This is a genomic window from Sporosarcina sp. BP05 (assembly GCF_014282005.1).
GTDB lineage: Bacteria > Bacillota > Bacilli > Bacillales_A > Planococcaceae > Sporosarcina.
Genome location: NZ_JACFTD010000004.1, coordinates 215,828 through 239,742 on the forward strand (window position 1 = coordinate 215,828; position 23,915 = coordinate 239,742).

Annotated in this window: 26 protein-coding genes; 9 read left to right on the forward strand and 17 right to left on the reverse strand. The window is 42.3% G+C overall.

The genetic code is table 11. The features are described from left to right. Window positions 1-46: 46 nt before the first annotated feature. On the forward strand, window positions 47-409 hold the full coding sequence (locus H2672_RS07045) for a hypothetical protein (RefSeq protein ID WP_186670591.1): 363 nt from the start codon (window positions 47-49) through the stop codon (window positions 407-409). After that, window positions 406-900 carry a hypothetical protein gene (locus H2672_RS07050; RefSeq protein ID WP_186670592.1) on the forward strand — a complete coding sequence of 165 codons (495 nt, stop codon included), beginning with the start codon at window positions 406-408 and terminating at the stop codon, window positions 898-900. Before H2672_RS07045 ends, H2672_RS07050 begins: the two co-directional genes overlap by 4 nt. Window positions 901-933: 33 nt before the next feature. Here the strand turns inward: H2672_RS07050 and H2672_RS07055 are convergent, their stop codons facing one another. The 4 genes from H2672_RS07055 to H2672_RS07070 all read right to left on the reverse strand — a co-directional run bounded on the left by H2672_RS07055 (window position 934) and on the right by H2672_RS07070 (window position 6,033). Further along, window positions 934-3,081 carry a peptidoglycan D,D-transpeptidase FtsI family protein gene (locus H2672_RS07055; RefSeq protein WP_186670593.1) on the reverse strand — a complete coding sequence of 716 codons (2,148 nt, stop codon included), beginning with the start codon at window positions 3,079-3,081 and terminating at the stop codon, window positions 934-936. Window positions 3,082-3,193: 112 nt separating this feature from the next. Continuing rightward, window positions 3,194-3,796: a superoxide dismutase gene (locus H2672_RS07060; protein ID WP_186670594.1), complete on the reverse strand. Its 603-nt coding sequence runs from the start codon at window positions 3,794-3,796 to the stop codon at window positions 3,194-3,196. A gap of 98 nt (window positions 3,797-3,894) precedes the next feature. Continuing rightward, on the reverse strand, window positions 3,895-4,377 hold the full coding sequence (locus tag H2672_RS07065; protein ID WP_186670595.1) for a DUF456 domain-containing protein: 483 nt from the start codon (window positions 4,375-4,377) through the stop codon (window positions 3,895-3,897). A gap of 24 nt (window positions 4,378-4,401) precedes the next feature. Further along, the gene (locus tag H2672_RS07070) at window positions 4,402-6,033 is read right to left on the reverse strand and encodes a Na/Pi cotransporter family protein (RefSeq protein WP_186670596.1); all 1,632 of its coding nucleotides are present in this window, start codon (window positions 6,031-6,033) and stop codon (window positions 4,402-4,404) included. Window positions 6,034-6,231: 198 nt separating this feature from the next. Between H2672_RS07070 and H2672_RS07075 the strand changes: the two genes are divergently transcribed. The 4 genes from H2672_RS07075 (at window position 6,232) to H2672_RS07090 (ending at window position 8,913) form a co-directional block, all read left to right on the forward strand. Beyond that, window positions 6,232-6,735, forward strand: a complete 504-nt coding sequence (locus tag H2672_RS07075; protein ID WP_186670597.1) for a DUF1189 family protein — start codon at window positions 6,232-6,234, stop codon at window positions 6,733-6,735. Window positions 6,736-6,780: 45 nt separating this feature from the next. Then, window positions 6,781-7,122, forward strand: a complete 342-nt coding sequence (locus H2672_RS07080) for a hypothetical protein (RefSeq protein WP_186670598.1) — start codon at window positions 6,781-6,783, stop codon at window positions 7,120-7,122. A gap of 82 nt (window positions 7,123-7,204) precedes the next feature. After that, window positions 7,205-8,329, forward strand: coding sequence for a flavodoxin-dependent (E)-4-hydroxy-3-methylbut-2-enyl-diphosphate synthase (gene ispG, locus H2672_RS07085; protein WP_304626073.1), 1,125 nt, complete (start codon window positions 7,205-7,207; stop codon window positions 8,327-8,329). Further along, window positions 8,326-8,913 (forward strand): 5' nucleotidase, NT5C type, encoded by a 588-nt coding sequence (locus H2672_RS07090; protein ID WP_186670599.1) that lies wholly within the window; start codon window positions 8,326-8,328, stop codon window positions 8,911-8,913. Before ispG ends, H2672_RS07090 begins: the two co-directional genes overlap by 4 nt. Window positions 8,914-8,956: 43 nt before the next feature. On the opposite strand, the gene H2672_RS07095 is transcribed toward H2672_RS07090, so the two are convergent. The 3 genes from H2672_RS07095 to H2672_RS07105 are packed head-to-tail and all read right to left on the reverse strand — an operon-like array spanning window position 8,957 to window position 11,003. Further along, window positions 8,957-9,373: a Fur family transcriptional regulator gene (locus H2672_RS07095; RefSeq protein WP_186670600.1), complete on the reverse strand. Its 417-nt coding sequence runs from the start codon at window positions 9,371-9,373 to the stop codon at window positions 8,957-8,959. Beyond that, window positions 9,370-10,236, reverse strand: a complete 867-nt coding sequence (locus H2672_RS07100) for a metal ABC transporter permease (protein WP_186670601.1) — start codon at window positions 10,234-10,236, stop codon at window positions 9,370-9,372. The genes H2672_RS07095 and H2672_RS07100 overlap by 4 nt, the downstream gene beginning before the upstream one ends. Continuing rightward, window positions 10,233-11,003 carry a metal ABC transporter ATP-binding protein gene (locus H2672_RS07105; protein ID WP_186670602.1) on the reverse strand — a complete coding sequence of 257 codons (771 nt, stop codon included), beginning with the start codon at window positions 11,001-11,003 and terminating at the stop codon, window positions 10,233-10,235. The genes H2672_RS07100 and H2672_RS07105 overlap by 4 nt, the downstream gene beginning before the upstream one ends. Before the next feature lie 102 nt (window positions 11,004-11,105). On the opposite strand from H2672_RS07105, the gene H2672_RS07110 reads away from it, so the two are divergent. Next, window positions 11,106-11,354: a hypothetical protein gene (locus H2672_RS07110; RefSeq protein ID WP_186670603.1), complete on the forward strand. Its 249-nt coding sequence runs from the start codon at window positions 11,106-11,108 to the stop codon at window positions 11,352-11,354. 63 nt (window positions 11,355-11,417) lie between these two features. On the opposite strand, the gene H2672_RS07115 is transcribed toward H2672_RS07110, so the two are convergent. Beyond that, entirely contained in the window at window positions 11,418-12,323 is a 906-nt protein-coding gene (locus H2672_RS07115; protein ID WP_186670604.1) for a deoxyribonuclease IV, read from the reverse strand. Further along, window positions 12,320-13,615, reverse strand: a complete 1,296-nt coding sequence (locus H2672_RS07120; RefSeq protein ID WP_186670605.1) for a DEAD/DEAH box helicase — start codon at window positions 13,613-13,615, stop codon at window positions 12,320-12,322. Before H2672_RS07120 ends, H2672_RS07115 begins: the two co-directional genes overlap by 4 nt. Before the next feature lie 112 nt (window positions 13,616-13,727). Between H2672_RS07120 and vrrA the strand changes: the two genes are divergently transcribed. Continuing rightward, on the forward strand, window positions 13,728-14,216 hold the full coding sequence (gene vrrA / locus H2672_RS07125; RefSeq protein WP_186670606.1) for a VrrA/YqfQ family protein: 489 nt from the start codon (window positions 13,728-13,730) through the stop codon (window positions 14,214-14,216). Window positions 14,217-14,280: 64 nt separating this feature from the next. Beyond that, entirely contained in the window at window positions 14,281-15,258 is a 978-nt protein-coding gene (locus H2672_RS07130) for a 4-hydroxy-3-methylbut-2-enyl diphosphate reductase (protein ID WP_186670607.1), read from the forward strand. A 47-nt stretch (window positions 15,259-15,305) separates the two neighbouring features. Here the strand turns inward: H2672_RS07130 and H2672_RS07135 are convergent, their stop codons facing one another. From H2672_RS07135 to H2672_RS07170, 8 genes are all read right to left on the reverse strand, one after another. Next, window positions 15,306-16,424, reverse strand: a complete 1,119-nt coding sequence (locus tag H2672_RS07135) for a Nif3-like dinuclear metal center hexameric protein (protein ID WP_186670608.1) — start codon at window positions 16,422-16,424, stop codon at window positions 15,306-15,308. Further along, a complete protein-coding gene (locus H2672_RS07140) occupies window positions 16,421-17,119 on the reverse strand; it encodes a tRNA (adenine(22)-N(1))-methyltransferase (protein ID WP_186670609.1) in 699 nt (232 codons plus the stop codon). The genes H2672_RS07135 and H2672_RS07140 overlap by 4 nt, the downstream gene beginning before the upstream one ends. Window positions 17,120-17,424: 305 nt before the next feature. Further along, window positions 17,425-17,790, reverse strand: a complete 366-nt coding sequence (gene cccA, locus H2672_RS07145; RefSeq protein ID WP_186670610.1) for a cytochrome c550 — start codon at window positions 17,788-17,790, stop codon at window positions 17,425-17,427. 172 nt (window positions 17,791-17,962) lie between these two features. Beyond that, the gene (locus H2672_RS07150) at window positions 17,963-19,102 is read right to left on the reverse strand and encodes an acyl-CoA dehydrogenase family protein (protein WP_186670655.1); all 1,140 of its coding nucleotides are present in this window, start codon (window positions 19,100-19,102) and stop codon (window positions 17,963-17,965) included. A 92-nt stretch (window positions 19,103-19,194) separates the two neighbouring features. Continuing rightward, window positions 19,195-19,746, reverse strand: coding sequence for a hypothetical protein (locus tag H2672_RS07155; RefSeq protein WP_186670611.1), 552 nt, complete (start codon window positions 19,744-19,746; stop codon window positions 19,195-19,197). Window positions 19,747-19,855: 109 nt separating this feature from the next. Then, window positions 19,856-20,974 (reverse strand): RNA polymerase sigma factor RpoD, encoded by a 1,119-nt coding sequence (gene rpoD / locus H2672_RS07160; protein WP_186670612.1) that lies wholly within the window; start codon window positions 20,972-20,974, stop codon window positions 19,856-19,858. A gap of 34 nt (window positions 20,975-21,008) precedes the next feature. Then, a complete protein-coding gene (gene dnaG, locus H2672_RS07165; protein WP_186670613.1) occupies window positions 21,009-22,823 on the reverse strand; it encodes a DNA primase in 1,815 nt (604 codons plus the stop codon). A gap of 270 nt (window positions 22,824-23,093) precedes the next feature. Then, window positions 23,094-23,909, reverse strand: a complete 816-nt coding sequence (locus H2672_RS07170; protein WP_186670614.1) for a pyruvate, water dikinase regulatory protein — start codon at window positions 23,907-23,909, stop codon at window positions 23,094-23,096. Between the last annotated feature and the right edge of the window lie 6 nt (window positions 23,910-23,915).

The following is a 23,915-nucleotide window of genomic DNA, read 5'->3' on the forward strand; positions in this document are numbered from 1 at the left end:
CTTATGGTAAAATAGTAGCAAAAAGATTCACTAAAGGGGTGGTAAAATGGACATCACAATAATACTGCTTATTATTGGACTAATATGTATAATAGCTTCATTTTTCCTCGGTAATTCTTCATCCAGTTATGCAGATGAATTGGAACAGGTTTCAATTAGTATTCATCAGGAAACGAATGGGTTAAAGAAAAGATTAAAAGCAATTGAGGAAGAGTTAATGATTGGTGTCGGTCCGTTAGCTGCAGGCCATAAAACGCAGACTACAGCAAAACCTGTTCACGTAATCATTGTCAATCAAATTCTGTCACTGCATTCCCAAGGTTATTCTATCAGCGATATTGCTGTACGTTCCTCCTTATCAAACGACGATGTAATCACAGTGTTACAATCGAAAGGCGTGATTGCATGATCCGTGATATTTTACGGGCAGTCGGGATTGGCTGTCTCCTTGCCGCGGGAATCCTTTATTTCACCATCGGTAGTAAGGTTCCTTCAGACATAGACTCGCAACAATTGCGGGATACTGTCGGGAAACTCCAAAGTGAACTTGCTAAAACGAAAGAGCTATTAGCTACTGCACAGACTACATCTTCGGTTAAAGAAAATGCTTCAAAAGTAGATATGGAGAAAGTCGATGAAAAGGAAGACGACGGCACCGAAAGTAACTCCTCTTCTTCCGATACAATTCTTAAAACCATTTTAGTGATTGAAGACGGTTCGAATTCAACAGTTGTCTCAGCAAACCTAGAAAGATTGGGTATTATCGAGAATGCAGCCATCTTCAATTCATATCTTGAAGATAATAACCTAACTGGCAAAATACAAATCGGTGAACACCAAGTCGATTCTTCAATGAATTTCAAAGCAATCGCCAAAGAAATCACGACAATAAAAAAGTAGAGACAACCATTAAGCATGGTTGTCTCTACTTTTTTATTCGGGCTCTACTTTAGGCGCCTGTATAATTGGCTGTTTACCCGCTGTAGAAGTTTCTTCTCCAGCCCTTTTCGCCTTCAATTTATAATATTCTTCCACAGCCTCCTTCGCAATTTGATTGTTAGCATATGTGTAGCCACGCGGAACTGTAGAGATATTAGGAATGACGACCGCGTAAGCTATTTCCGGGTTTTCATAAGGTGAAAAACCCACATGTGATAGGTTGATTGTTGGTTTTCCAGAGCTAAATGCCTGCGCTGTCCCCGTTTTCCCAGCTCCATCATAGTCTTTTCCAGCAAATTGATTCGGAGCCGTCCCTTTAGACCCATAATACACGTAATGCATACCGCGCTTCACTTGATCAATTTCTGCATCTGTATTCTGAATTCTGTTTAAGATATTGACCCCTATTTCTTGGATAAGAGGCCCAAGAATTTCTCCATCCTCAGATGGTTCGCGTATTTCTTTTAACACTTTCGGAGCTATACGATAACCGCCATTCGCAATTGTTGAGACGTATTGAGCAAGTTGAAGTGTTGTATAGGTATCGTACTGTCCGATGGATAAATCCAATAAGATACCTATTGAATTACTATCGCCAATCAGACCGCCCGACTCACCCGGTAAGTCAATGCCGGTTTTTGTTCCCAACCCGAAAGAAGCGAAAGATTGTCGGAACGTATCGAATGCATTTTTTCTATTAAGTTCAGAATCTTGAGAGCTAGATCCAGAATTCGCCATAGCCAAAGCGATTTTGAACATATAAACGTTCGAAGACCTACCGATTGCTTCAATATCATTTACAGCAACCCTAGAGTTTTGATTAAACAGCGATCTTTTTGTAATACCGCCAATTCTAATTGGCTCATCTATCTTCGTTTCGCCGATACGTACAACGTTTTCCTGATACCCCGTAAGAAGAGTTGCCATCTTCACAGTTGATCCCGCTTCATGGAGTGCAGTGAACGTGCCAAATGCATAGTCCCATATTTCAAGCTTGCCTGTTTCCGGATTCGTAACAACCTGCTTACCTACAAGCGAAAGAACTTCACCGTTATTCGGATTCATCATGACTAGGAAAGCCCTGTCCAATTCACCGGCATTTGGCCCTCTTTTCAATTCCAACAGTTTATCCGACACAATATTTTCAAGTGTCTGTTGCAGTTCGCTATCAATCGTCAGAATAAGATCCTTGCCCGGTTCGCCTTCTCGAATTGTTTTTGTTTCGATAACACGTCCGCTACGATCTTTAATATTCTTAACAATTGTTTTTTGACCTTTTAACAATTCTTCATAATATTGTTCAATGTAACTTTTTCCGACACGGTCATTTCTTGAATAATCCCGTGCCAAGTAATAATTTTTGCGCGAGTCAGGAATACCTTCAATAGGGCTCGTGGTTGTTCCTAGAATCGTATTGTCTGATCTCCTTACACGTTCCCAATCTGTTGTTGTATCGACGCCCGGCAACTCTCCTAGGCGTTCAGAAACAGTCGCGAATTCCTCATCCGTCACATTTCCACTTTTGACGATTTGCGGAGAGTACGCATAGCCCGACATCATTTCCCTGTAAATCGCGAGTACTTCTAGCTCCTCTTCCGTGAATGAATTAATTTCCTCGTCCGTAATCCGTTCCCTCGTTAGCTTATTTATTTCACGTTGCAACTCAATTCGCGAAAGCGAGCTATCCTTTTCAAGGGCCTCTTGTTCCTTTTGAGAAACCTTTTTCGATGCCGCTTCAGAATTCTTTAAAATCCAAAAGTCTCTCTTATCCCCAATGGTAATCCTTTTCGTTTCTTGTTCAATCAAGACCGCAAGTTGCTCAGCGACTTTTAGCATATCTGCTGAACTCGTCGACGTCATTTTCGTATATGTAATGGCGTTTTTCGGATCATTATCAACAAGAACACGTCCCATGCGGTCAAATATTCTCCCTCTTGGTACGCTTGTGTTGACAGGAATTTCTTCCGTTTTTTCCAACGCACGAGAATAATCTTCACCTTTGACGATTTGTAAATAGCCAAGTCGGAAAATTAGCAATGAAAATAGGACGAAGATTGAAAAGAATAGGAAGTTCATCCGGAATGCGATATGTTTCCGTTGGCGTATTTTAGCTTGATCCGCCTTACGCATCTGTTTTTTCATAATGTCCCCCCTACTTCGTTAATCATTTTGAATTATAACATTGAAAATAACAAAAGCACACATCTTGACGAACAAGATGTGTGCTTGGTTCCTTCTAAATGAAGATAAAAACTTATTTACCGAAACGTTTTGCAACTTCGTCCCAATTAACAACATTCCAGAATGCTGAAATATAGTCAGGGCGACGGTTTTGATAGTTTAGATAGTAAGCATGCTCCCAAACGTCAAGCCCTAGAAGAGGCGTTTTGCCTTCCATGATTGGTGAATCCTGGTTTGGAGTAGACATAATTTCAAGTTCTCCGCCATTCAGTACAAGCCAAGCCCATCCTGATCCAAAACGAGTTGCGCCCGCTTTTGCGAATTCTTCTTTGAATGCATCAAAACTACCGAACTTGTTGTCGATTGCTTCAGCTAATGCGCCTGACGGATTGCCGCCACCATCTGCTGATAGAAGTTCCCAGAATAGTGAGTGGTTTGCGTGACCGCCGCCGTTGTTACGGACAGCCGTACGTTTGCCTTCAGGTACTGCATCTAGGTTCGCAATAAGATCTTCGATAGATTTGTTTAGAAGTTCTTCATTTCCTTCAAGAGCGTTATTCAGGTTCGTCACATATGCATTATGGTGTTTAGTGTGATGAATACTCATCGTTTCTTTGTCAAAGTGTGGTTCAAGTGCATCATAAGCGTAAGGTAGTTCTGGTAATTTGTAAGTCATTTGTCCATTCCTCCTCAAAAGATTCATAAATATGCTACCTTTCAACATTATCAAAATTATGAATAACGTTCAAATAAAATGGACTATTTTGGAACGTTTCATTTGATAAAGAAAATAAAGACAGTAATCATCACAGTCATGACAAGTCCTTTTGTGACAACTGACGTCAGAAATCCGACGAGAGAACCGACACCTGTCTTTATGGCTTGCTTCACGCCAGACCGAGATACGGCAAGTTCCGCGATAACAGCACCCAAAAATGGCCCCACTAAAATACCGGCAACTGGAATGACGAAAGGACCGATAAGAAGTCCAATTGTGCTCCCCCACATGCCCGCCTTAGAACCTCCAAATTTTTTCACGCCGACGAGATTCGACAGTGTGTCTGCACCGAACAACAAGATAACGAATAACACCTGAATAATCCAAAACCAAACAGTCATCCCATCAAATGTATTGATGAATCCATATAGAAGGAAACCTCCTACGATGAAGAGAGCAGATGGAATGATTGGATAGATGAGTCCCGCAAATGCAATAATGAACATGACAATTGCAATAATCCAACCTAAAAACTCCATGAAACCATCCCCCTATATGAATCTTTATGCCCGATTGCCAAGAATTGCTTCTGCAATATTCACTGCATGGTCACCTACACGCTCCAGGTTAGAAACGATATCAACAAACACCATGCCTGATTGCGCGGTACAACGTCCTTCATTAAGTCTTAAAATATGGTTCTTTCTGAATTTCCGCTCCATTTTATCAATGAGAACTTCTTTTTCAGCAACTGTTCTTGCCATCTCCATATCATTGTGATTGAGTGATTCAACAGCTTTCTGAACAGTTTCAATCGTAAGCGTGAACATTTCCGTCAGATCATTCATCGCGTCGTCCGTCAATTTCACACGGTTGACATCGCGGAAATCAATAAGTTCGACGATATTTTCAAAATGGTCACCAATCCGTTCAATATCACGGACTGTATCCATAAGCATAAAGTGACGTGTGGATTCTATCGGCGAAATACTGACTGTAGTGATTTCAACAAGATAGTCCGTAATTTTACGGTCTAGGTTATTGATAGCATCTTCAATTTGATAAGCAGTCTCTGCATGTTTTTTATTGCCAGTTTTCAAGTATTCGAAAGACTCCTGTAAACCACGGACACCGAATTCACCCATCCGAATAATTTCTTCTTTCGCTTGTCCGATTGCAACGGCAGGTGATTGCTCGATAAAGTGCCTGTCTAGATGCTTCGGTTTGTATTCGATTGTAACATCTTCACCCGGAATCATTTTCGTAACTAACCAAGCCCAAGCTCCGATTAACGGGAACTGGATGATTGTATTGGCAATATTGAACGAACCGTGTGCAAACGCAATTTGCATTTTACTTTCAAGGACCAACACACCCGATAGCCACTCAACATATGCAGTGAACGGTATAAGCAGCAGCATGAAGATGACCGTTCCAACAACATTAAATAATACGTGTGCTGCGGCAGCACGTTTCGCCGCTACCGATGCACCGATTGAAGCAAGGATAGCCGTAATGGTTGTCCCAATATTGTCTCCAAACAGAATTGGCAATGCTCCATTCATATCTATGAGATTTTCGGCATAAAGGCCCTGCAAAATACCAACCGTTGCACTCGAACTTTGAACAATCAATGTAAATACTGTACCGACAACTACTCCAAGCATCGGTTGATCGCTCATCGAAAGCATCATATCAGTGAATACATCTAATTCCCGAAGCGGCTTCATCCCGCCACTCATTAATTCGAGCCCTAAGAAAAGTCCACCAAAGCCAAAAATGACTTCTCCCAAGTTTTTTACCTGGCTTTTCTTAACAAAGAAAATGAGGAATGCTCCAATAGCCATAATTGGCAGTGCATACGCTCCGACATCAAGGCCGATTATGAACGCAGTTACTGTCGTCCCAATATTGGCTCCCATTATGACGCCAATGGCTTGTCGGAGTGTCATGAAACCAGCACTCACAAGTCCTACAGTAATAACAGTGGTCCCAGAACTCGATTGAATTAAGACTGTAACGATAATCCCGACCAATACACCCATGAACGGATTCGTCGTGAATCGGTCAAGGATTGCGCGAAGCCTGTCCCCCGCCGCTTTTTGAAGGCCATCTCCCATATACTTTATAGCGAACAAGAAAATTCCGAGTCCACCAAAAAACTGGAACAGTATTTCCTGCCAGTTTACCTCCATTATGCAGTCAACCTCCATTATGCTTTATGTATCGCATCTCATTATGACGATAGCCACCCCCAATTGTAAATAGCAGGAGTCGAATCTTTACATTCCCTTAACAATTGATTTAGGAAATGTCATCATTCTGTCGAAAATAGTTGCGCGCACAATTGCGTCGTTAAATGATAGACTGGTTTAGATGGAGGAGGTTTTAAAGTGAAGTTCCACCAACTAGTCAAAGCAGCAATCCATGAACCGAAAAAATTGGCAGCCTTTCGCCTATTACCCATTGGCAAAGTGTTTCGCTATGTTTTCATTTTCGTTGCGTTGTTCACATTGCTATCATTCACCCGTTATTTAGTAGGAAATGCAACACTTTTCGAATCTTCGCCAGAACTGCTCGAACACGGAGAAACAATTGGAGGACTGATTTATCCAATTGCAATTCTTCTGCAGCTCGTTATCAGTACATCTTATATCTTCATTCGAATCAGTATTTTTGGATACGTGGGAATCCTGTTGTTAAAACTTATGAAAAGACGTGGGGAATACCGTCATATGTGGAGAACTTCCGCTATTGCGATTACTATCCCTATTCTTCTGACCATCGGGCTTGATTTCTTTCCGGCAATGAATAACGCTAGTACAGCCATCACATCCCTTGTCCACTTCGCTTATATTGCGGCTGCAGCTAAGTACTATCCAAAAATACCTCGATGAATACTTCCCCTTTCCGTGCATATAGTGGCGAAAGGGGGAATTTCCATGAGAATACTACTACTCGCAGTCTTATTATTCGTAACCGTTCATTTTATCCGACTCGATTTAATGGAAGGCACAATCCCGCTTGCTTCTTATGCTCAAGAACAGCCAACATGTAAAGAAGAACAAAAAGTGAAGACGATACCTGTCACTACAGTTGATGGAGATACTATCGAAACACTGTTCGCATTATATCCAGATCCCGAGTCTAGCTTTATTGATAGGTTGTCTTCCTTCTACACCTTGAACCCACATCTTCAAAATCAACAGATTATCGGAGGCGAGAAAATCGTACTCCCGCTTCCCCTTTTACAAACGGAAAAATGCATAGAGTCTAATCGATAAGGGTTGTCCCTTGTCTTTTTACTATGAAGATTGCTAAAATAGTTATAGTTATGAGGCTAAGGCCGACTAAGGAGCGAAATAAATGAATGCTATGATAAACAGAAAAAACACACGTCCTGTACGAGTTGGTAACCTAACAATTGGCGGAAGCAACGAGCTTTTCATCCAAAGTATGACAACGACTAAGACACATGATGTCGAAGCAACAGTCGCAGAAATCTTGCGCCTAGAAGAAGCCGGATGCCAAATTGTCCGTGTTGCGTGTCCAGATGAGCGCGCGGCCTATTCCATCGGTGAAATCAAAAAACGTATCAATATCCCTCTTGTTGTCGATATCCATTTCGACTATAAATTGGCGTTGATTGCTATTGAACAAGGGGCAGACAAAATTCGAATTAACCCTGGTAATATAGGAAGACAGGCGAAAGTCGAAGCTGTCGTCAATGCAGCGAAAGCAAAAGGTATTCCGATTCGAATTGGTGTCAACGCTGGTTCACTTGAGAAAAAGATTCTTGAAAAATACGGTTACCCAACTGCCGACGGAATGGTAGAAAGTGCCCTGCATCACATTAAAATATTGGAAGACCTCGATTTTCACGACATCATCGTGTCATTAAAAGCTTCTGATGTAAATTTAGCAGTCGAAGCGTATCAAAAAGCCGCGGCAGCATTCGATTATCCCTTGCACCTCGGCATTACAGAGTCTGGGACATTGTTTTCAGGGTCTATTAAGAGTTCGGCGGGTCTGGGCACCCTTCTGTCAGCTGGCATCGGCAACACGATGCGCGTATCGCTGAGTGCTGATCCTGTCCAAGAAATTAAAGTGGCACGCGAGTTATTGAAAATATTCGCCCTTTCTTCGAACGCAGCTACACTTATATCATGTCCGACATGCGGACGGATTGAAATTGACCTTATTACGATTGCAAATGAAATCGAAGAATATATTTCACACATTAAAGCACCACTGAAAGTTGCGGTGCTCGGTTGCGCGGTCAATGGTCCCGGCGAAGCACGTGAAGCGGATATCGGAATCGCGGGTGCCCGCGGCGAAGGTCTTCTCTTCATGAAAGGGAAAACGGTGCGCAAAGTACCAGAAGCAACGATGGTCGAAGAATTAAAAATCGAAATTGACAAACTTGCGGAAGAATATTTCGAAAAGAAAAGACAGGAAGAACTTCTCCTGCAAGGTGGGACAGCGGAATGAGAAACCTCCGCTTTGGCATCGACATTGACGGTACTGTGACATGCCCCACTTCTCTATTACCGCATATCAATGAGCAATACGGATGCAATCTTGTCCTTGATGATATTAAAGAATATGACTTAACAAAAGCGTTTACGGTAGATGAAAAAGCCTTCTACGAATGGTATAGAAGTGCGGAGGCGCATATTTACAAAACCTCAGCTGCACAACAATATGCCAAAGAAACGTTAACCAGCTGGCAGGCGCAGTTTGAACTGTATTACATTTCTGCCCGCGGCCATCACGTCTATGACTCCACACTAGACTGGTTCAAACAACAGGAAATCCCGTATGATCATATCGAACTTGTCGGAAGTCATTATAAAATTGAAACAGCGAAAAAGTTCGGTGTTCATGCCTTTTTTGAAGACAAGCATGACAACGCGGTTGAAATCCATGAAGAACTCGACATTCCGGTCATACTTTTTGACACACCGTATAACCGGAAGCCAATTCCTAATGGCGTCATCCGTGTCTACGATTGGCAAGAAGCGAATAATAGAATCAAGAAGTTATTTCCAATAGAAGAACCTTCATTTAACTAAAAAAACGTTGTGAAACTCTAATCTAAGAGTTTCACAACGTTTTTCATTTTTGCACACATAGCGGACATTTTCCATAGATTTCGAATTTATGTCCTTCCACTTCATAGTCCGGTAAATTGACAGTAATCATTTCCATTGGACAATGCGGAATACTGCGCGTCTTGCCACATGCTGTACAAATGAAATGATGGTGGTGAACGCCAGGATCACATTGCATTCGGAAATGCCGTTCCCCGTTCAAATCTGTTTCTTCAAGAATCCCCAGTTCTGAAAAGGTTGATAAGTTTCGATAGATCGTATCGAAACTTATTCCCGGATTATCGTCTGCCATGAAGTTCTTCACTTCGAGAGCAGTTAAATAACGGTCTTTATTCGAAAAGAACTTTAAAATCGTATCTCTATTTTTCGTTCGTTTAAATTGGTTTTCCTGAAGAATCCGCCATGCCTCATCAAGTGTCAAACCAACTCCCCCTTCACCATACGGGCATTACGTCCGCCCTGCATTTTCTTCCAAGCGAGCACCACTAACAAAATAACGATTGACGTGATAACAATCGTTCCTCCCGGAGCAATATCAAGATAATAGGCTGAAACAAGTCCAATGATAACCGCTAACTCGCCGAAAATAATGGAATAAATCATCGCACTCTTAAAACTTTTCGCAAGTTGGATAGCTGCCGCTACTGGAATCGTCATAAGTGACGACACAAGTAATATACCGACAATCCGCATAGAAGCCCCAATAACAAGCGCGACAATGATCATGAACACCATCTGGATATAGCGCGAATTAATACCGGAAACTTTGGCATACTCCGCGTCAAATGACAAGGCAAATAGTTCTTTATAAAGAAATCGGATATAGGTGATAACAATGATTGCAATAACGATAACAATGAAAAGATCCTGCCTGCTAACCGCTGAAACAGAACCGAATAAATAACCAATCAGATCAGAGCCGAAGCCTTTCGATAACGAGATGAAAATAGCACCTAGGCCGATACCTGCCGACAAAATAACCGGAATTGCAAGTTCCTCATAATGACGGTATGCACCCCGCAATTTTTCAATCAGCAGTGACCCACCTACAGCAGATGCGATCCCGAGGTAAACTGGGTTCAGCGCCGCAAAGAACAGTACTTGTTGGCTCAAATAAAGGCTTCCAGCGATTCCCGCAAGTGCAACATGACTGAGCGCATCCGCGATAAGGGAAAGACGTCTGACGACGATAAACAATCCTAGTAAAGGAGCGATAACACCGATGATTAAGCCGGAAAGAAATGCATTTTGCAGAAACTCATACGATAAAATATCATTAATCATCGTTCCACCTCATCCGTTTGCTGGTGGACGCGCCGAACAGGGTGTCCATACCATCTAGAAACGTCATCATCTTCCATCTTTTTATAATCGGATTGTTTTCCGTGAAAATGAATCGTTCGGTTCAAACAAGCCACATGGGTTGCAAGATCAGTAACGAGGTCAATTTCATGTGTTACAAGCAAGATTGCGATTCCATGCTCACGATTTAATGTATTCAGCATAGAATAAAACGACGCGACATTTTGCTGATCAATACCAACTGTCGGTTCATCCATAATAAGAAGATCTGGTTCTCCTGCAAGCGCCCTTGCTATGAACACACGCTGTTGTTGACCGCCGGATAGCTCGCCCATATTTCGTTTCGCGTAACTGTCCATACCGACGATACTAAGTGCTTCTAGCGTTCGCTGCTCATCTTTCTTCGAAAAGCTTTTGAACATTCCTACTTTCCGAGTCAAACCGCTACGTACAACTTCAAGAACGGTTGCTGGGAAACCTGAGTTAAACGAATTGGATTTCTGTGAAACATAGCCAATCCGTTCCCTATGCTTAAATGATTCTATATCCGAACCAAAAAGTTTTACCGAGCCACTGGTTGGTTGTAAGAGACCGAGAATAATATTGATGAGTGTTGATTTACCAGAACCATTCGGCCCTATCAAGGCCCAAAATTCACCCTCTCCTACCTCGAGAGAAATATGATCAAGGGCGATTGACTGTTCATAATTGAAACTGACGTCGTCCAATTGAATAAGATTAGTTGTCATTTTACTATCCTTTCCTTAAAACAGGAATCATTCCGATTCACTCGTCAAATTATAAACCATGACACGAGTGGATACAACCATTTAAGAAAGAGGGAATTATCAGTGGATTATGCGCAACTACTAAATGAGGTCAAAACGAGAAGCGATGATGAAGTGAAAATCATTGCAAAGCAATACGGAATTGACTTTTCCAAAACAGAAATAAGAGCACTTCGGCCATTGCTTGATGAAATTTCTTTCCATTGGCTCTTCACTGGGATTCCAGAAACTTTTATCGCTAAAATCCGTGGAGCTATTGGTGATAATAAAACTGAAGTCCTATTTAAAAAGTATTTAGACTCCACCAAGTGACAAGTATGTCTAAAAGAAGAAAACCCACCTGCATAAATATCATTTGCAGGTGGGTTTTGCTATTTAAATTCTTAACAAATCAATCTTCTCCGGTTGAAACGTTTTTGCTTTCAACATTTCTATCTCAAATTGATAAGGTGCCGTTTTCTTCTTTGGATCTAAACCTACAAAAGGTGTTTCAAGGATTTTAGGAATCGATTGGAACCCTTCATGATGAACGATATAAGAAAGTGGTTCAAATCCAATATGACCGAAACCTATATTTTCATGGCGGTCTTTCTTTGCACCGCGCTCATTCTTACTATCATTGACATGAATAACAGATATTCTGTCCATACCCACAATTTTATCGAACTCGTTTAGTACACCTTCAAAGTCACCGACGATATCATAGCCCGCGTCATGAACGTGACAGGTATCAAAACAAACCGATAAACGTTCGTTATGTGTGACACCGTCGATAATCGCAGCAATTTCATCAAAGTTTCGACCGCATTCAGTCCCTTTCCCTGCCATCGTTTCGAGAGCAATGCGAACTGGATAGTCCTGGGAAAGAACTTCATTTAGTCCTTCGATAATTTTCGCGATTCCTAGATCAACACCCGCACCGACGTGCGCGCCTGGGTGAAGGACAATCTGATCAACGCCAAGTGCAGCTGTGCGTTCGATTTCACTTTGCAGAAAGTCGACACCAAGTCTGAATGTCTCAGGCTTTAACGTATTTGCAATGTTGATAATATACGGAGCATGGACGACGATATTTGATTGTCCATTGTCCTCCATACTCAGATGGCCTGCTGCTATATTCAGTTCCTCAACCGGCTTCCTCCGTGTGTTCTGGGGTGCGCCGGTATAAATCATGAAAGTAGTTGCTCCGTAACTTGCAGCTTCCGCACTTGAGCCTAGTAGCATTTTGCTGCCGCTCATCGAAACGTGGGAGCCAAGCAATAATGGCTTATCATTTGTCATTTTTTACGTTTCAGTCTCCTTTCTCTCTTTTTAAAGCTCTCTACCTTCTGAGCCATTTTCTTTTTGTAACCTGGTTTTACTTTTGACGGTTTCGCAACGAATGAAATTGCTTTACGGTCAATATCATCCACTTCTTTTACTCGATTTTTTCTTGAATGGCGCTCTTTTACTTCAACCCACTCACCATTTTTTACTTCTTCATGAACAAACGGAATACCCATTTTTTCAATTCTAACTACTTTATCGTCTTCAGACGGTTCGTACAGTGTAATTGCCGTTCCCTTAAGCCCGGCACGTGCAGTACGTCCCACGCGGTGTATGAAGAACTCCAGATCTTCAGGCAGTTCGAAGTTAATAACGTGACTGACACCCGGAATATCAATTCCACGTGCTGCAAGATCTGTTGCTACGATATATTGGAATTCTAGATCACGGATTTGCTTCATCATCCGTGTTCGTTCACGCGGTGTTAAATCGCCGTGAATTCTTCCGACTTTAATGCCGCTTTCTGAAAGGAAAGTTGCGAGTCCTTCAGCGTTTTGTCTTGTATTCATAAAGATGATTGCTAAATAAGGATTGATTCCTTCCATTACTTGCAATAACTTTTTCTTTTTACTCATACTGCGAACAGGAACAAGGGAGTAGTGCATCCCTTCAGTCAATGGTTTACGTTCACCAATTTTCACATGAACAGGTGATTCCATGTATTTATTTAGGAACGGTTTTAGCTTTTCCGGAATCGTTGCTGAAAATACGTACATTTCAAGTTTAGCCGGCATTTTTGCTGCAAACTTATCGATATCTTCGATAAAGCCCATGTCGAATGCAAGATCCGCTTCATCTATAACCAAAATTTTAGCGGTATGAATAACAAGTGCTCCATTTTCGGACATATCGCTAATTCGTCCTGGTGTTCCAACGATAATATGTGGATTCGATTTTAATTTCCCGATAGACCGTTGTTTGTCCGTCCCCCCTATGAGCAGTGAACTGCGCACATCTGTGCCTTCTGTCATCTTCGCAAGTTCATTGTACAGTTGCGTCGCCAACTCTCTTGTCGGAGCTGTGATAACCGCTTGAAGTTCATCAACAGCTACATCAGTACGTTGTAAAATCGGTATAAGGAAACTGTGAGATTTACCCGTTCCTGTATGTGCTTGTCCGATTGCATTCGTCCCTTTCAGGATGAGCGGTATAATTTCCTTTTGGATCGGTGTCGGATTTTCAAAGCCGAGCCTCCCGATTGCTTCCCGTAAAAACGGTTTAAATTGATAATCTGTAAATTTAGACATTCGTAACCCTCCTAATGTACACCTATTATAACACGATTTCGTTCCGCCGTATGCGATTTTCGCATAGTATACTATGTGAAAGTCCATTCTGATTAATTGAAAGGAGATAATTATGAGGTATGAATCCTTTTATCCATTCGCGCGACAACAATCACAACCAACTTCCATGGGACAAACGAGCTTCGGACCCCCTTCTCAAATGAGGCAGCAAACACCCAGACAACCGTTCATGAATGACCCAATGGGCAATCCATTCGGGGGTCAAACGGGCAATCCACCCGGGGGGCCAATGGGCAACCCAGCTGGGGGTCCGATGGCTGGTCAAGGGGAGCAACAAGTTCCATCAAAAATGGAATCGTATATGCAAACGGCGAACCAATTCTTAAATACAGCCCAGCAATTCGCACCTGTGGTCCAACAATTCGCGCCAATGGTTCAAAACTTGCCCGCAATGTGGCGATTGTATAAAGGCTTTCAATCACTCCCAGTAGCCGGTGCCGCTAGTTTACCTGTAAGCGGAGGAGTATCAGCCGCACGGTCAGTTGCAAATGTTGCATCCGGCCTGTCAGCCCCTCGCATCTTCCAGCCGCCCATTCGATAATTTTGAATCCGCCGCCCAACTCCGTTATAATGGTTGATAGATCCTATTAGAGGAGTGAAACGGCATGAAAGTATTAAAGATTACCCCTAGAGGTTATTGCTATGGGGTTGTCGATGCAATGATCATCGCTAGAAATGCGGCACTCGACAAAACATTGCCGAGACCCATTTATATATTGGGAATGATTGTCCATAACAAACATGTAACAGATGCGTTTGAAGAAGATGGCATCATCACAATTGATGGCGAAAATCGTCTAGAAATTCTTGAAAAAGTTGAAACGGGCACAGTTATCTTCACTGCACATGGTGTTTCACCTGAAGTACGGGAACTTGCGAAAAGAAAAGGCCTTGTGTCGATTGACGCAACATGTCCCGATGTAACTGTAACCCACGACTTGATTGGGGAAAAGACTGCAGAAGGCTACGACATCATTTACATTGGGAAAAAACATCATCCAGAGCCTGAGGGTGCAATCGGCGTCGCTCCTCACGCTGTACATTTGATCGAAACGATTGAGGATGTCGAAAACCTCACTATACAGAATGCTAAACTGCTCGTCACAAACCAAACGACAATGAGCCAATGGGATGTTGTTCACATTATGGACGCACTTAAAGTGAAATATCCGCATATCGAAGTGCATAAGGAAATTTGTCTTGCTACTCAAGTAAGGCAAGAAGCCGTCGCACAACATGCAGGAGAATCAGACCTTCTTATCGTCGTAGGCGATCCGAAGAGTAACAACTCGAACCGTCTGACACAAGTATCTGTCGAAATTGCCAACACTCCATCGTACCGGGTATCGGATGTTTCCGAACTGGACGTCAAGTGGTTGGAAGGGATCGAAACTGTATCTGTCACAGCGGGTGCTTCGACACCGACATTGATTGTGCGTGAAGTGATTGCATTCCTTGAGAAGTTCAATCCAGAAGATCCTTCTACACATCATCCAGAGCGGAAATTCCTTTTGGAAAAAATCTTACCAAAAATTAAAAATCCTACACCTGTGGAACGAATCGAACCGTACACAACAACTTAAATGAACCAGCCTCTACTTACGGAGGCTGGTTTTTTCTTCATTTGACATCAATTGAAAGTAAACGGTTCCGTGTTGATTTCCGATTCGATAAACGACACATTATAGCCAGCCTTCGCGCAAGCTGCCTGCATATAGTCCGCAACACCTTGAATCATCACCTTCTCAATGTTGTGGCCCGGGTCGATGACAGCAAGTCCCATCGCTTGCGCATCATGGGCAACATGGTAATACAAATCTCCAGTTACCAGAACATCCGCTCCACTTCGTTTAGCAGCCCCTATATATTTATTACCATCTCCGCCCAACACCGCAACTTTTCGAATCTCCTTGTTTGGATCACCGACAAATCGAAGTGCTGGAACATCGAATGCTTTTTTTACAAGTTCCGCATATTGTCCAAGAGTCGTCTTTTCCCGAAGTTTCCCAATACGGCCAAGACCATAGTCGTTTGACTGTTGATCAAGAGCAACTAAATCAAACGCCGGCTCTTCGTATGGATGGACTTCTAGCATCGCTTTTAGCACCTTACTACGCATAGGTCCCGGTAGAACCACTTCAATTCTCTCCTCTTTGACTTTCTCACCTTTACCAACTTCCCCAATAAACGGCTCAGCTCCCTCGACAGGCGTGAAACGTCCGATACCTGATGAGCTAAAACTGCATCCTACGTAATCGCCAATTGCACCAGCACCCGCTTTTTGCAGCGCTTGTCTAATTTCATCCGCATGTGTTATAGGGCTGAAGACGACCAATTTATAAAGCAGCTCAGAATAAGTTATCTCAACTATTTCCGTGTCAACTAAACCAAGTTTTTCAGCAAGCATATCATTTACTCCGCCCGGTGCAACGTCAAGGTTCGTATGTGCTGCATAGACAGCAATATCATTTTTTATGCACTTTTCGATCATTCTACCTTGCGGCGTGTCCGTTAATAGACTTTTCAACGGTCTGAAAAGTGGTGGATGGTGCGCAATGATAAGGTTGGCACCTTTCCGGATTGCCTCATCGATCACTTCTTCGTTGACATCCAATGTAACCAACACATTTTCTACCGTCCGGTTTAATTGCCCGATGTGTAGACCGACTGGATCGCCATCCATTGCAAAGCGTTTTGGAGACCACTTTTCAAATAGCATAATAATTTCATGACCATTCACTTTTTTCAAGTCGCCAACACCTTTCCAATTAATTCAATATGACGTGTCAACTGTACTTTTTTCGTTTTTATTGCAGCAGTTTCAGTTGTTTTTGTCAGGGAATCAAGTACACGTTTCCATTCCAACAATTCGCTTTCCCACTTCTCAATGAATACATCGGTTTTTGATGTTAGCAAGAAAGGACCCGCCATCAATTCTAATTCACCATACGTTGCCTGCCCTTTTTCCATCACGATAATTTCATATATTTTGCCGTCTTCTTTCAAAATGTGTTCATTTATTATTTTCCACCCGTTAGAAACAGCCCATTCACGAATTGCTCTTGAATAGATATTCGGTTGTGTAATGATTCGCTTCACTTGAGAAAGACGGTCTTTGCCGCTTTCCAAAATAGTGGCGATAAGCGGTCCGCCCATCCCTGCGATCGTTACCGTATCGACAGCATCATTCTCTTCAATTGCGAATAAACCATCTGCCAATCGCACCGTAATTGCCTCCGAAAAACCCTCACGACGCACATTTTTAACCGCAGATTCAAATGGCCCTCTGGCTACTTCTCCCGCGACTGCCTTCTTCACTTTATTTGTATGGAGGAGGAAACATGGCAAATAAGCATGGTCACTGCCGATATCTGCAACAACTGCACCTTCGTCAACAAATGAAGCAACTGCCTTCAATCTGTTTGATAATCGTTCTGAGTTCAAATAATCGCCGCCTTTCAATACGTTAATTGTAGTAGATTTCGTCGCATTTTGCACTTTGTACTAAGAACAAAAGCGCAGGGCGCCGTTTAGACCCGACAAGCGCTGGAGGGCTTGAAGATAAAGGTGCACTTTGCCTTATCAGCAAGACAGCAGCGACTCGAGGGGCTGGTGCCCGGAGTCTAGACGAGAAATCTCTTAGTGGAAAACTTATAAATAGTACATGACTTTATAATCTCCCAGGAAATAGAAAAAGCCATCAGTCCACAGAAATGCTCTGCTAACCGACAGCTCTTCCTAATTAAGGATTATTTAAGTGATAAAATATAATCTGCCATAGCGTCAAGCTCGGCATCATCTGTAATGCCCATAGGTGGCATTGCGCCTTTACCGTCTTTTATAACGCTTTTAATTTCGTCCTTAGATAGAGCAGTCCCAACTAATGCTGGTCCCATTCCGCCTGTAAGATCTCCACCATGACAGCCTATACATTTCCCTTGAGCAACTGCTTCAGCATCAAATTCCGCAGAACTTGGAGCTTCTTCAGTTTTCCCCTCTTCGCCTTGTCCAGCGATTTCATTTTTCTGTTCAAGTCCATAAAGAGACATGAAGAAAATAAGACCGATTCCAAGCGCAAAAATAAGGATATAAGGAACTATTGGATTTTTACCCATTGAATTACCCTCCTTTATCAGGATCTATTCTGTAATGAATACAGTACACAACTATTATTGTACTGTATTCAATAGGAAACTGAAAGAGTTATCGATGATTTTTTCGGTGTTTGTGACAATTTCGACAAACATTTTATTGTTATCAAGTTGCAGGCACCTTCCGCTTGTATTGTTAGCAGCCGATTAATCTGGCAATGACCATTCTTTGAACTTCTGAAGTACCTTCACCAATTTCAAGAAGCTTAGCATCCCGCATATAGCGTTCTACTTCATATTCTTTCATATAGCCATAACCGCCATGAATCTGAATTGCTTCACTTGCTACTTCCATAGCAATTTCCGATGCATATAGTTTACACATGGAAGCTTCTTTCGAGAATGGACGCCCTTGATCTTTCAGCCACGCTGCTTTATGGACCATAGTACGTGCCAGCTCAATTTTCATTGCCATATCTGCCAGCTTAAATTGTGTTATTTGGAATTCAGAAAGCGTTTTACCGAATTGCTTACGTTCTTTAGAGTAGCGGAGTGCCCGGTCAAATGCCGCCTGGGCGATCCCTACTGCCATAGCACCGATTCCGATACGTCCACCGTCTAACGTGACGAGGAACTGCCGGAAACCGTTACCTTGAGTTCCTAGCAGGTTCTCTTTTGGTACGCGGACGTTGTCAAGCACGAGTTCTGTCGTATTAGAAGCATTAAGGCCCATTTTTTCATAGTTGTCCATAACCGTGAAGCCTTCTGCATTAGTCGGTACGATAATTGCACTGATTTCTTTCTTCCCGCCTTCATTCCCCGTGATAGCGGTAATTGCAAGGTGCTTGGCGTAGCTCGCATTCGTTATAAACACTTTAGAACCGCTGATGACATAATCGTCACCGTCTTCTTTTGCTGTCGTTTGCGTCCCACCCGCATCCGAGCCCGCATTCGATTCTGTCAATCCAAATGCGCCAAATGATTCCCCTGTACAAATAGGCGTCAAATACGTATGTTTCTGTTCTTCAGTACCAAATAGGTTAAGCGGTGCTCCACCCAATGAAATATGCGCAGAATATGTAATTCCCGTTGACGCACATGCACGGCTCAGTTCTTCCGTAACAATTGCAAAACTTATTGTGTCGGCTCCTCCGCCCCCATATTCCTCGGAAAACGGTAAACCCATCATTCCCATTTCGGAGAGCTGTTTAAACACCTCTACTGGAAATTTTTTTGTCCGGTCGCGCTCGATTGCACCTGGTGCAACAACTTCATCCGCGAATTCCCGAATCATTTTTTTAATCATCTGCTGTTCTTCTGTCAAATCGAAATTCAACATCTTCATCCCCTTTGTTGTGAACGCTTACAATTTCAATTATAACGAATTGTCTATCGTTTTCACAACTATTATTAAAAGAATAGGAGTATTCAGAACGAGACAAGCAAGAATACAATGATTAATAGTAGGCCAGCTGCTCCAGAGATTGTGAAATACTGCAATTTAAGCATACGTCCCGCAAATAACCAGAGTACACAGTTCAATATAAGTAATCCGATTAGTAACATCGTATACCCTTCGAAAAAGACAACCCATAGCTTCAAAGACATTAACAGCAACATCAAGGAGGCTAGTATGTATAAAACAGGTGCGATTCCCATTTGAATTGTTGATTTACGCATCGTCAACAAGAGAAATGAGAACGAAACAACAGCCGTCAAAGCAAGAGTCCATCCTGGGTATTCGATAAACACAAACATGCCTCCACCAACGATTATTGCTAGTATGGACAGCATAGCAATGGCCCGATTCAATTTCTTTTTTTCCTTGACAAAAATGGCTTCGGTGGCGTTCACTTCCTTCACATCCTGCCCCTGAGCATAGAGAGTGATTAGGAAATCACAGTAATGTTCCGGCAACAGCTTGTTCTGCTTCCAATATTTTATTTCCGAAATAATCATTCGTTTACGCTGTGGATTCATAGTATAAATCGCTCCTTGAAAAGTGTAAGGGAATCGGGGAACACCAATTAGCCGTTCTATTTCTTAACAGTGAAAAAAGCATCGGCACAAATTATGCCGATGCCTTTTTTTATTCAAGAAAATCTTTTAGTCGTTTACTTCTTGATGGATGACGCAGTTTGCGTAATGCTTTCGCCTCGATTTGACGAATTCGTTCACGGGTAACGCCAAACACTTTACCTACTTCTTCAAGTGTTCTTGTACGGCCATCATCAAGACCAAAACGTAGACGAAGTACGTTTTCTTCTCTATCTGTCAACGTATCAAGGACATCTTCCAATTGTTCTTTCAATAACTCATATGCCGCATGATCAGACGGTGATTGGGCCTCTGAGTCTTCTATGAAGTCACCAAGGTGAGAATCATCTTCTTCCCCAATCGGCGTTTCAAGTGATACAGGTTCTTGTGCAATTTTAAGAATTTCACGTACTTTCTCGGCAGTTAGATCCATTTCTTCACCAATTTCTTCAGGGGATGGTTCACGTCCAAGATCCTGTAGTAATTGACGCTGAACACGAATCAATTTATTGATGGTTTCAACCATATGAACCGGAATCCGGATTGTACGGGCTTGGTCCGCGATTGCACGGGTGATTGCCTGGCGTATCCACCACGTTGCATACGTACTGAACTTGAAGCCTTTCGTATGATCGAATTTCTCAACTGCTTTAATAAGCCCCATGTTCCCTTCCTGAATTAAGTCGAGGAACAGCATGCCACGTCCAACATACCGTTTTGCAATACTTACGACTAGGCGCAAGTTGGCTTCTGCAAGCCGCTTTTTCGCCTCTTCATCTCCATCCAAAATGCGAATTGCAAGTTCAACTTCCTCCGCACCTGTCAGTAAATCAACACGCCCAATTTCTTTCAAGTACATTCTTACAGGATCGTTGATTTTAACACCTGGCGGGACACTGAGGTCATTTAAATCGAACTTTTCTTCCGCCACTACTTTACTTTCATCGCCGGCCTCTTCATCGGCTTTTCGGTCCATTTCAATTCCTTGTACTTCAATCAAATCAAGGAATTCTTCGAACTGTTCAGGTTCCATTTCAAAAACAGATAACTTTTCAGTTACCTCATCGAGCGTAAGTTCACCTGTTTTCTTTCCGGCCTCCAACAGGTTTGCCTTCACTTCTTCAACAGTCATTTCAATCTCCATATCTTCTGCTTGCTCTTTTTTACTCATCTTACCCGTTCCTCCTAAGTACACCGGAAAACGACTACAACGTCGTCAATGATTTCCGGAGCTGTATAATTTCCCTGGCCAGCTCCAGCGCCCGGGTATGATCATTTATTTTTTCTGCTTCTTTCGATTCATGAATCTTTGCATGGATTGTCAAACTTACTTTATATTTTTCAAGGTGACTGATACAATCAGCAATTTCTTCCGCTGCGTGTTCGGGATCTCTTTCCACCATTGCAGATTCTAAGACGATTTTCCTAAGGTCTCGGTCTTCCAACGATTCCGCAAACCTGTGGAAATCAGGTATTCCATGTTGTTCATAAAACCCGGCGAGCCGAATGAAGATGGCAACATAGTCTTCTCGAACAAATAAGTTTTGCTTGTCCAATCGTATCCGATCAAACAATTCCCCATCACTTAGCAGGTGGAAGAGCAACAATCGCTCTGCACGCTCTGTACCCGTCTTCTTTCTGATTGAAACTGTAGGTTGGGGACGCATAGTTTCCCCATACTTCGGTTCTGCTTTTGCTTTCTTCGCTTGATGTCCGGCCATTTTTATAAACTGCTGATTAATGGCTTCGATTGACACACCCGTCACGGTTGAAAGCTGCCGAAAATAAAGATCTCGTTCTACTGGCGATGTACGCTTCGCTAATTCTTCCAATACTTCATGGATATATTGCAGCACATCATTTTCATAAGATAGGTTCTTTGATCGCTTTGCATATGCCATTATGAATGACATGAATGAATGGGGATTACCGATAACCTTTTCCCGAAATGCATCACCGCCATACTCTGTGATGTAGTCGTCCGGGTCCATTTTCCCAGGTAACAGCGCAATTTTAACATCCAACCCTTTTTGAGTGGCCATGTCTGCGAATCGTTTTGCCGCTTCCCATCCAGCATCATCTCCGTCACAGCAAATGATAAGCTCTTTAGCAATTCTTTTTAATTTCAGCAGATGACTATCTGATAAAGATGTGCCCATTACTGCAACACTATTCGTCACACCTGCACGATCAGCTGATATCGTGTCCATGAATCCTTCAAACAGTATTACTTTACCCGTTTTCCGGACGTTAAGACGTGCATTGTGAAAATTGTACAGAATATGACTTTTTTCGAATATCGGAGTTTCGGGACTATTTAGGTATTTGGCTTCCTGTTTTGAACCGGAAAGTACTCGTCCAGAGAATGCTACAACATTTCCATTACCGTCATGAAGCGGAAACATGATACGTGCTCGAAATCTGTCAAAATAGCCTGTTCCATCGTCTTTCATGATACAAAGCCCAGCACGTTCCATGTCCTTCATATCGAAACTCTTTCGCTTTAGGAGACTAGATAGCGCTTCATTATCATTTAGCGACCACCCGATTCCATATTTTTCGATACTCTCCCTCGTAAACCCTCTTTTTTCAAGATATTCGAGTGCCTCTTCACCTTCTATAGTGTTCAAGAGTAGATGACTATAAAAGTTTGCAGCAAGAGCATGCGCTTCAATCATAGATTTAAATTCATTGTGCGGCTTTGCTCCGGCCCCTTCACTCACCGCAGTATCGATTTCAATACCCGTTCGTTCAGCAAGCTTTACAACAGCTTCGGTAAAGGGGCTATTTTCAATATCCATAATAAAAGTAATCGCATTTCCACTAGCACCGCATCCGAAACAATGAAAGAGTTGTTTGTCTTCTGTTACGGAGAAAGAAGGTGAGCTCTCATCGTGAAATGGGCAAAGCCCGAACCAGTTCTTCCCTCTTTTTGTTAGTTGCACATATTCTCCAATTAGATCTACAATATCAGTCTTTGATCGGACGGCTTCTATAGTCTCTTCTGGTATTCTCGTCATCCTATCACCAACCACTCTATCTAGATTGAATTCGAGATAGTATTCAAAAATCCTTCATTTTCGACAAAATATTTTCGATTATACTCGGAATCTTTCATACTACACTAATAGGAAAGCTTTATCTCTATATAAACCTCATATTACACAAAAACTTTTTCTTCATCCGCAAAAGAAGAACCAACCCGTATTAGCGGTCGGTCCTTCTGCATCACCGTGTCCTGGTTTTAAATACCCGTACAACCCAGGAATAACAGTATCCTCACTTCTCGACTACGAATTACGATTCGTCATTTCACTTAATATAACATTTGCCGTTTCCTCTACAGCCCGGTTTGTAACATCAATAACATTGCAACCGATTTTCGAGACGACATTATTAAAATGCGTAATTTCGGCTTCAATCCGTTCAACTCGCGCATAATTCGCATCATCTTTTAAACCAAGTGCGATGAGACGTTCCCTGCGAATAAAGTTTAGTTTTTCCGGTGAGATAACAAGTCCGTAACATTTAGCTGGGTCAATCATATACAGTTCTTCTGGCGGCTCTACTTCAGGCACTAGTGGAACATTCGCCACTTTGTAGCGTTTATGGGCAAGGTATTGCGACAAGGGCGTTTTCGATGTTCTTGAAACGCCTACTAGAACAATATCTGCTCTCAAAATACCCCGCGGATCCCTACCATCGTCATATTTAACGGCGAATTCAATTGCTTCAATTTTTTTGTAATAATCTTCATCAAGTTTCCGCACAAGTCCGGGTTCTTCCAATGGCTTTTCACCAAGTTCCATACCAATCCGTTCAATAATAGGACTAAGAAGATCGATGCACTGAATTTCTTTCGTTCGACATTCGTGTTGTAGTTTTTGACACATTACGCTTTTCACAAGCGTATAGATAATGATTGCATTTTGCTGTTTCGCTAAATAGACAATTTCATCAAGTTGCGATTCGTCTTCTACATGTGAAAACCTTTTAATCAATACGGTTTCTAGCCCTTGTCTGAATTGACTTGCTGCTGCTTTTGCAACAAGGTCGGCTGTTTCTCCGACTGAGTCAGAAACAATGAACAAAGTTAACTTCCTCATAGTATC

What these genes read in the sequence shown, in the direction of transcription:
- H2672_RS07155 (WP_186670611.1), bottom strand. Translation starts at nt 19,746, where the DNA reads ATGAATCCACAGCGTAAACGAATGATTATTTCGGAAATAAAATATTGG.
- H2672_RS07100 (WP_186670601.1), bottom strand. Translation starts at nt 10,236, where the DNA reads ATGATTAATGATATTTTATCGTATGAGTTTCTGCAAAATGCATTTCTT.
- H2672_RS07070 (WP_186670596.1), bottom strand. Translation starts at nt 6,033, where the DNA reads ATGGAGGTAAACTGGCAGGAAATACTGTTCCAGTTTTTTGGTGGACTC.
- H2672_RS07115 (WP_186670604.1), bottom strand. Translation starts at nt 12,323, where the DNA reads ATGACAAATGATAAGCCATTATTGCTTGGCTCCCACGTTTCGATGAGC.
- H2672_RS07050 (WP_186670592.1), top strand. Translation starts at nt 406, where the DNA reads ATGATCCGTGATATTTTACGGGCAGTCGGGATTGGCTGTCTCCTTGCC.
- H2672_RS07045 (WP_186670591.1), top strand. Translation starts at nt 47, where the DNA reads ATGGACATCACAATAATACTGCTTATTATTGGACTAATATGTATAATA.
- vrrA (WP_186670606.1), top strand. Translation starts at nt 13,728, where the DNA reads ATGAGGTATGAATCCTTTTATCCATTCGCGCGACAACAATCACAACCA.
- cccA (WP_186670610.1), bottom strand. Translation starts at nt 17,790, where the DNA reads ATGGGTAAAAATCCAATAGTTCCTTATATCCTTATTTTTGCGCTTGGA.
- H2672_RS07060 (WP_186670594.1), bottom strand. Translation starts at nt 3,796, where the DNA reads ATGACTTACAAATTACCAGAACTACCTTACGCTTATGATGCACTTGAA.
- H2672_RS07065 (WP_186670595.1), bottom strand. Translation starts at nt 4,377, where the DNA reads ATGGAGTTTTTAGGTTGGATTATTGCAATTGTCATGTTCATTATTGCA.
- H2672_RS07130 (WP_186670607.1), top strand. Translation starts at nt 14,281, where the DNA reads ATGAAAGTATTAAAGATTACCCCTAGAGGTTATTGCTATGGGGTTGTC.
- H2672_RS07120 (WP_186670605.1), bottom strand. Translation starts at nt 13,615, where the DNA reads ATGTCTAAATTTACAGATTATCAATTTAAACCGTTTTTACGGGAAGCA.
- H2672_RS07080 (WP_186670598.1), top strand. Translation starts at nt 6,781, where the DNA reads ATGAGAATACTACTACTCGCAGTCTTATTATTCGTAACCGTTCATTTT.
- H2672_RS07105 (WP_186670602.1), bottom strand. Translation starts at nt 11,003, where the DNA reads ATGACAACTAATCTTATTCAATTGGACGACGTCAGTTTCAATTATGAA.
- H2672_RS07055 (WP_186670593.1), bottom strand. Translation starts at nt 3,081, where the DNA reads ATGAAAAAACAGATGCGTAAGGCGGATCAAGCTAAAATACGCCAACGG.
- dnaG (WP_186670613.1), bottom strand. Translation starts at nt 22,823, where the DNA reads ATGACGAGAATACCAGAAGAGACTATAGAAGCCGTCCGATCAAAGACT.
- rpoD (WP_186670612.1), bottom strand. Translation starts at nt 20,974, where the DNA reads ATGAGTAAAAAAGAGCAAGCAGAAGATATGGAGATTGAAATGACTGTT.
- ispG (WP_304626073.1), top strand. Translation starts at nt 7,205, where the DNA reads ATGAATGCTATGATAAACAGAAAAAACACACGTCCTGTACGAGTTGGT.
- H2672_RS07090 (WP_186670599.1), top strand. Translation starts at nt 8,326, where the DNA reads ATGAGAAACCTCCGCTTTGGCATCGACATTGACGGTACTGTGACATGC.
- H2672_RS07170 (WP_186670614.1), bottom strand. Translation starts at nt 23,909, where the DNA reads ATGAGGAAGTTAACTTTGTTCATTGTTTCTGACTCAGTCGGAGAAACA.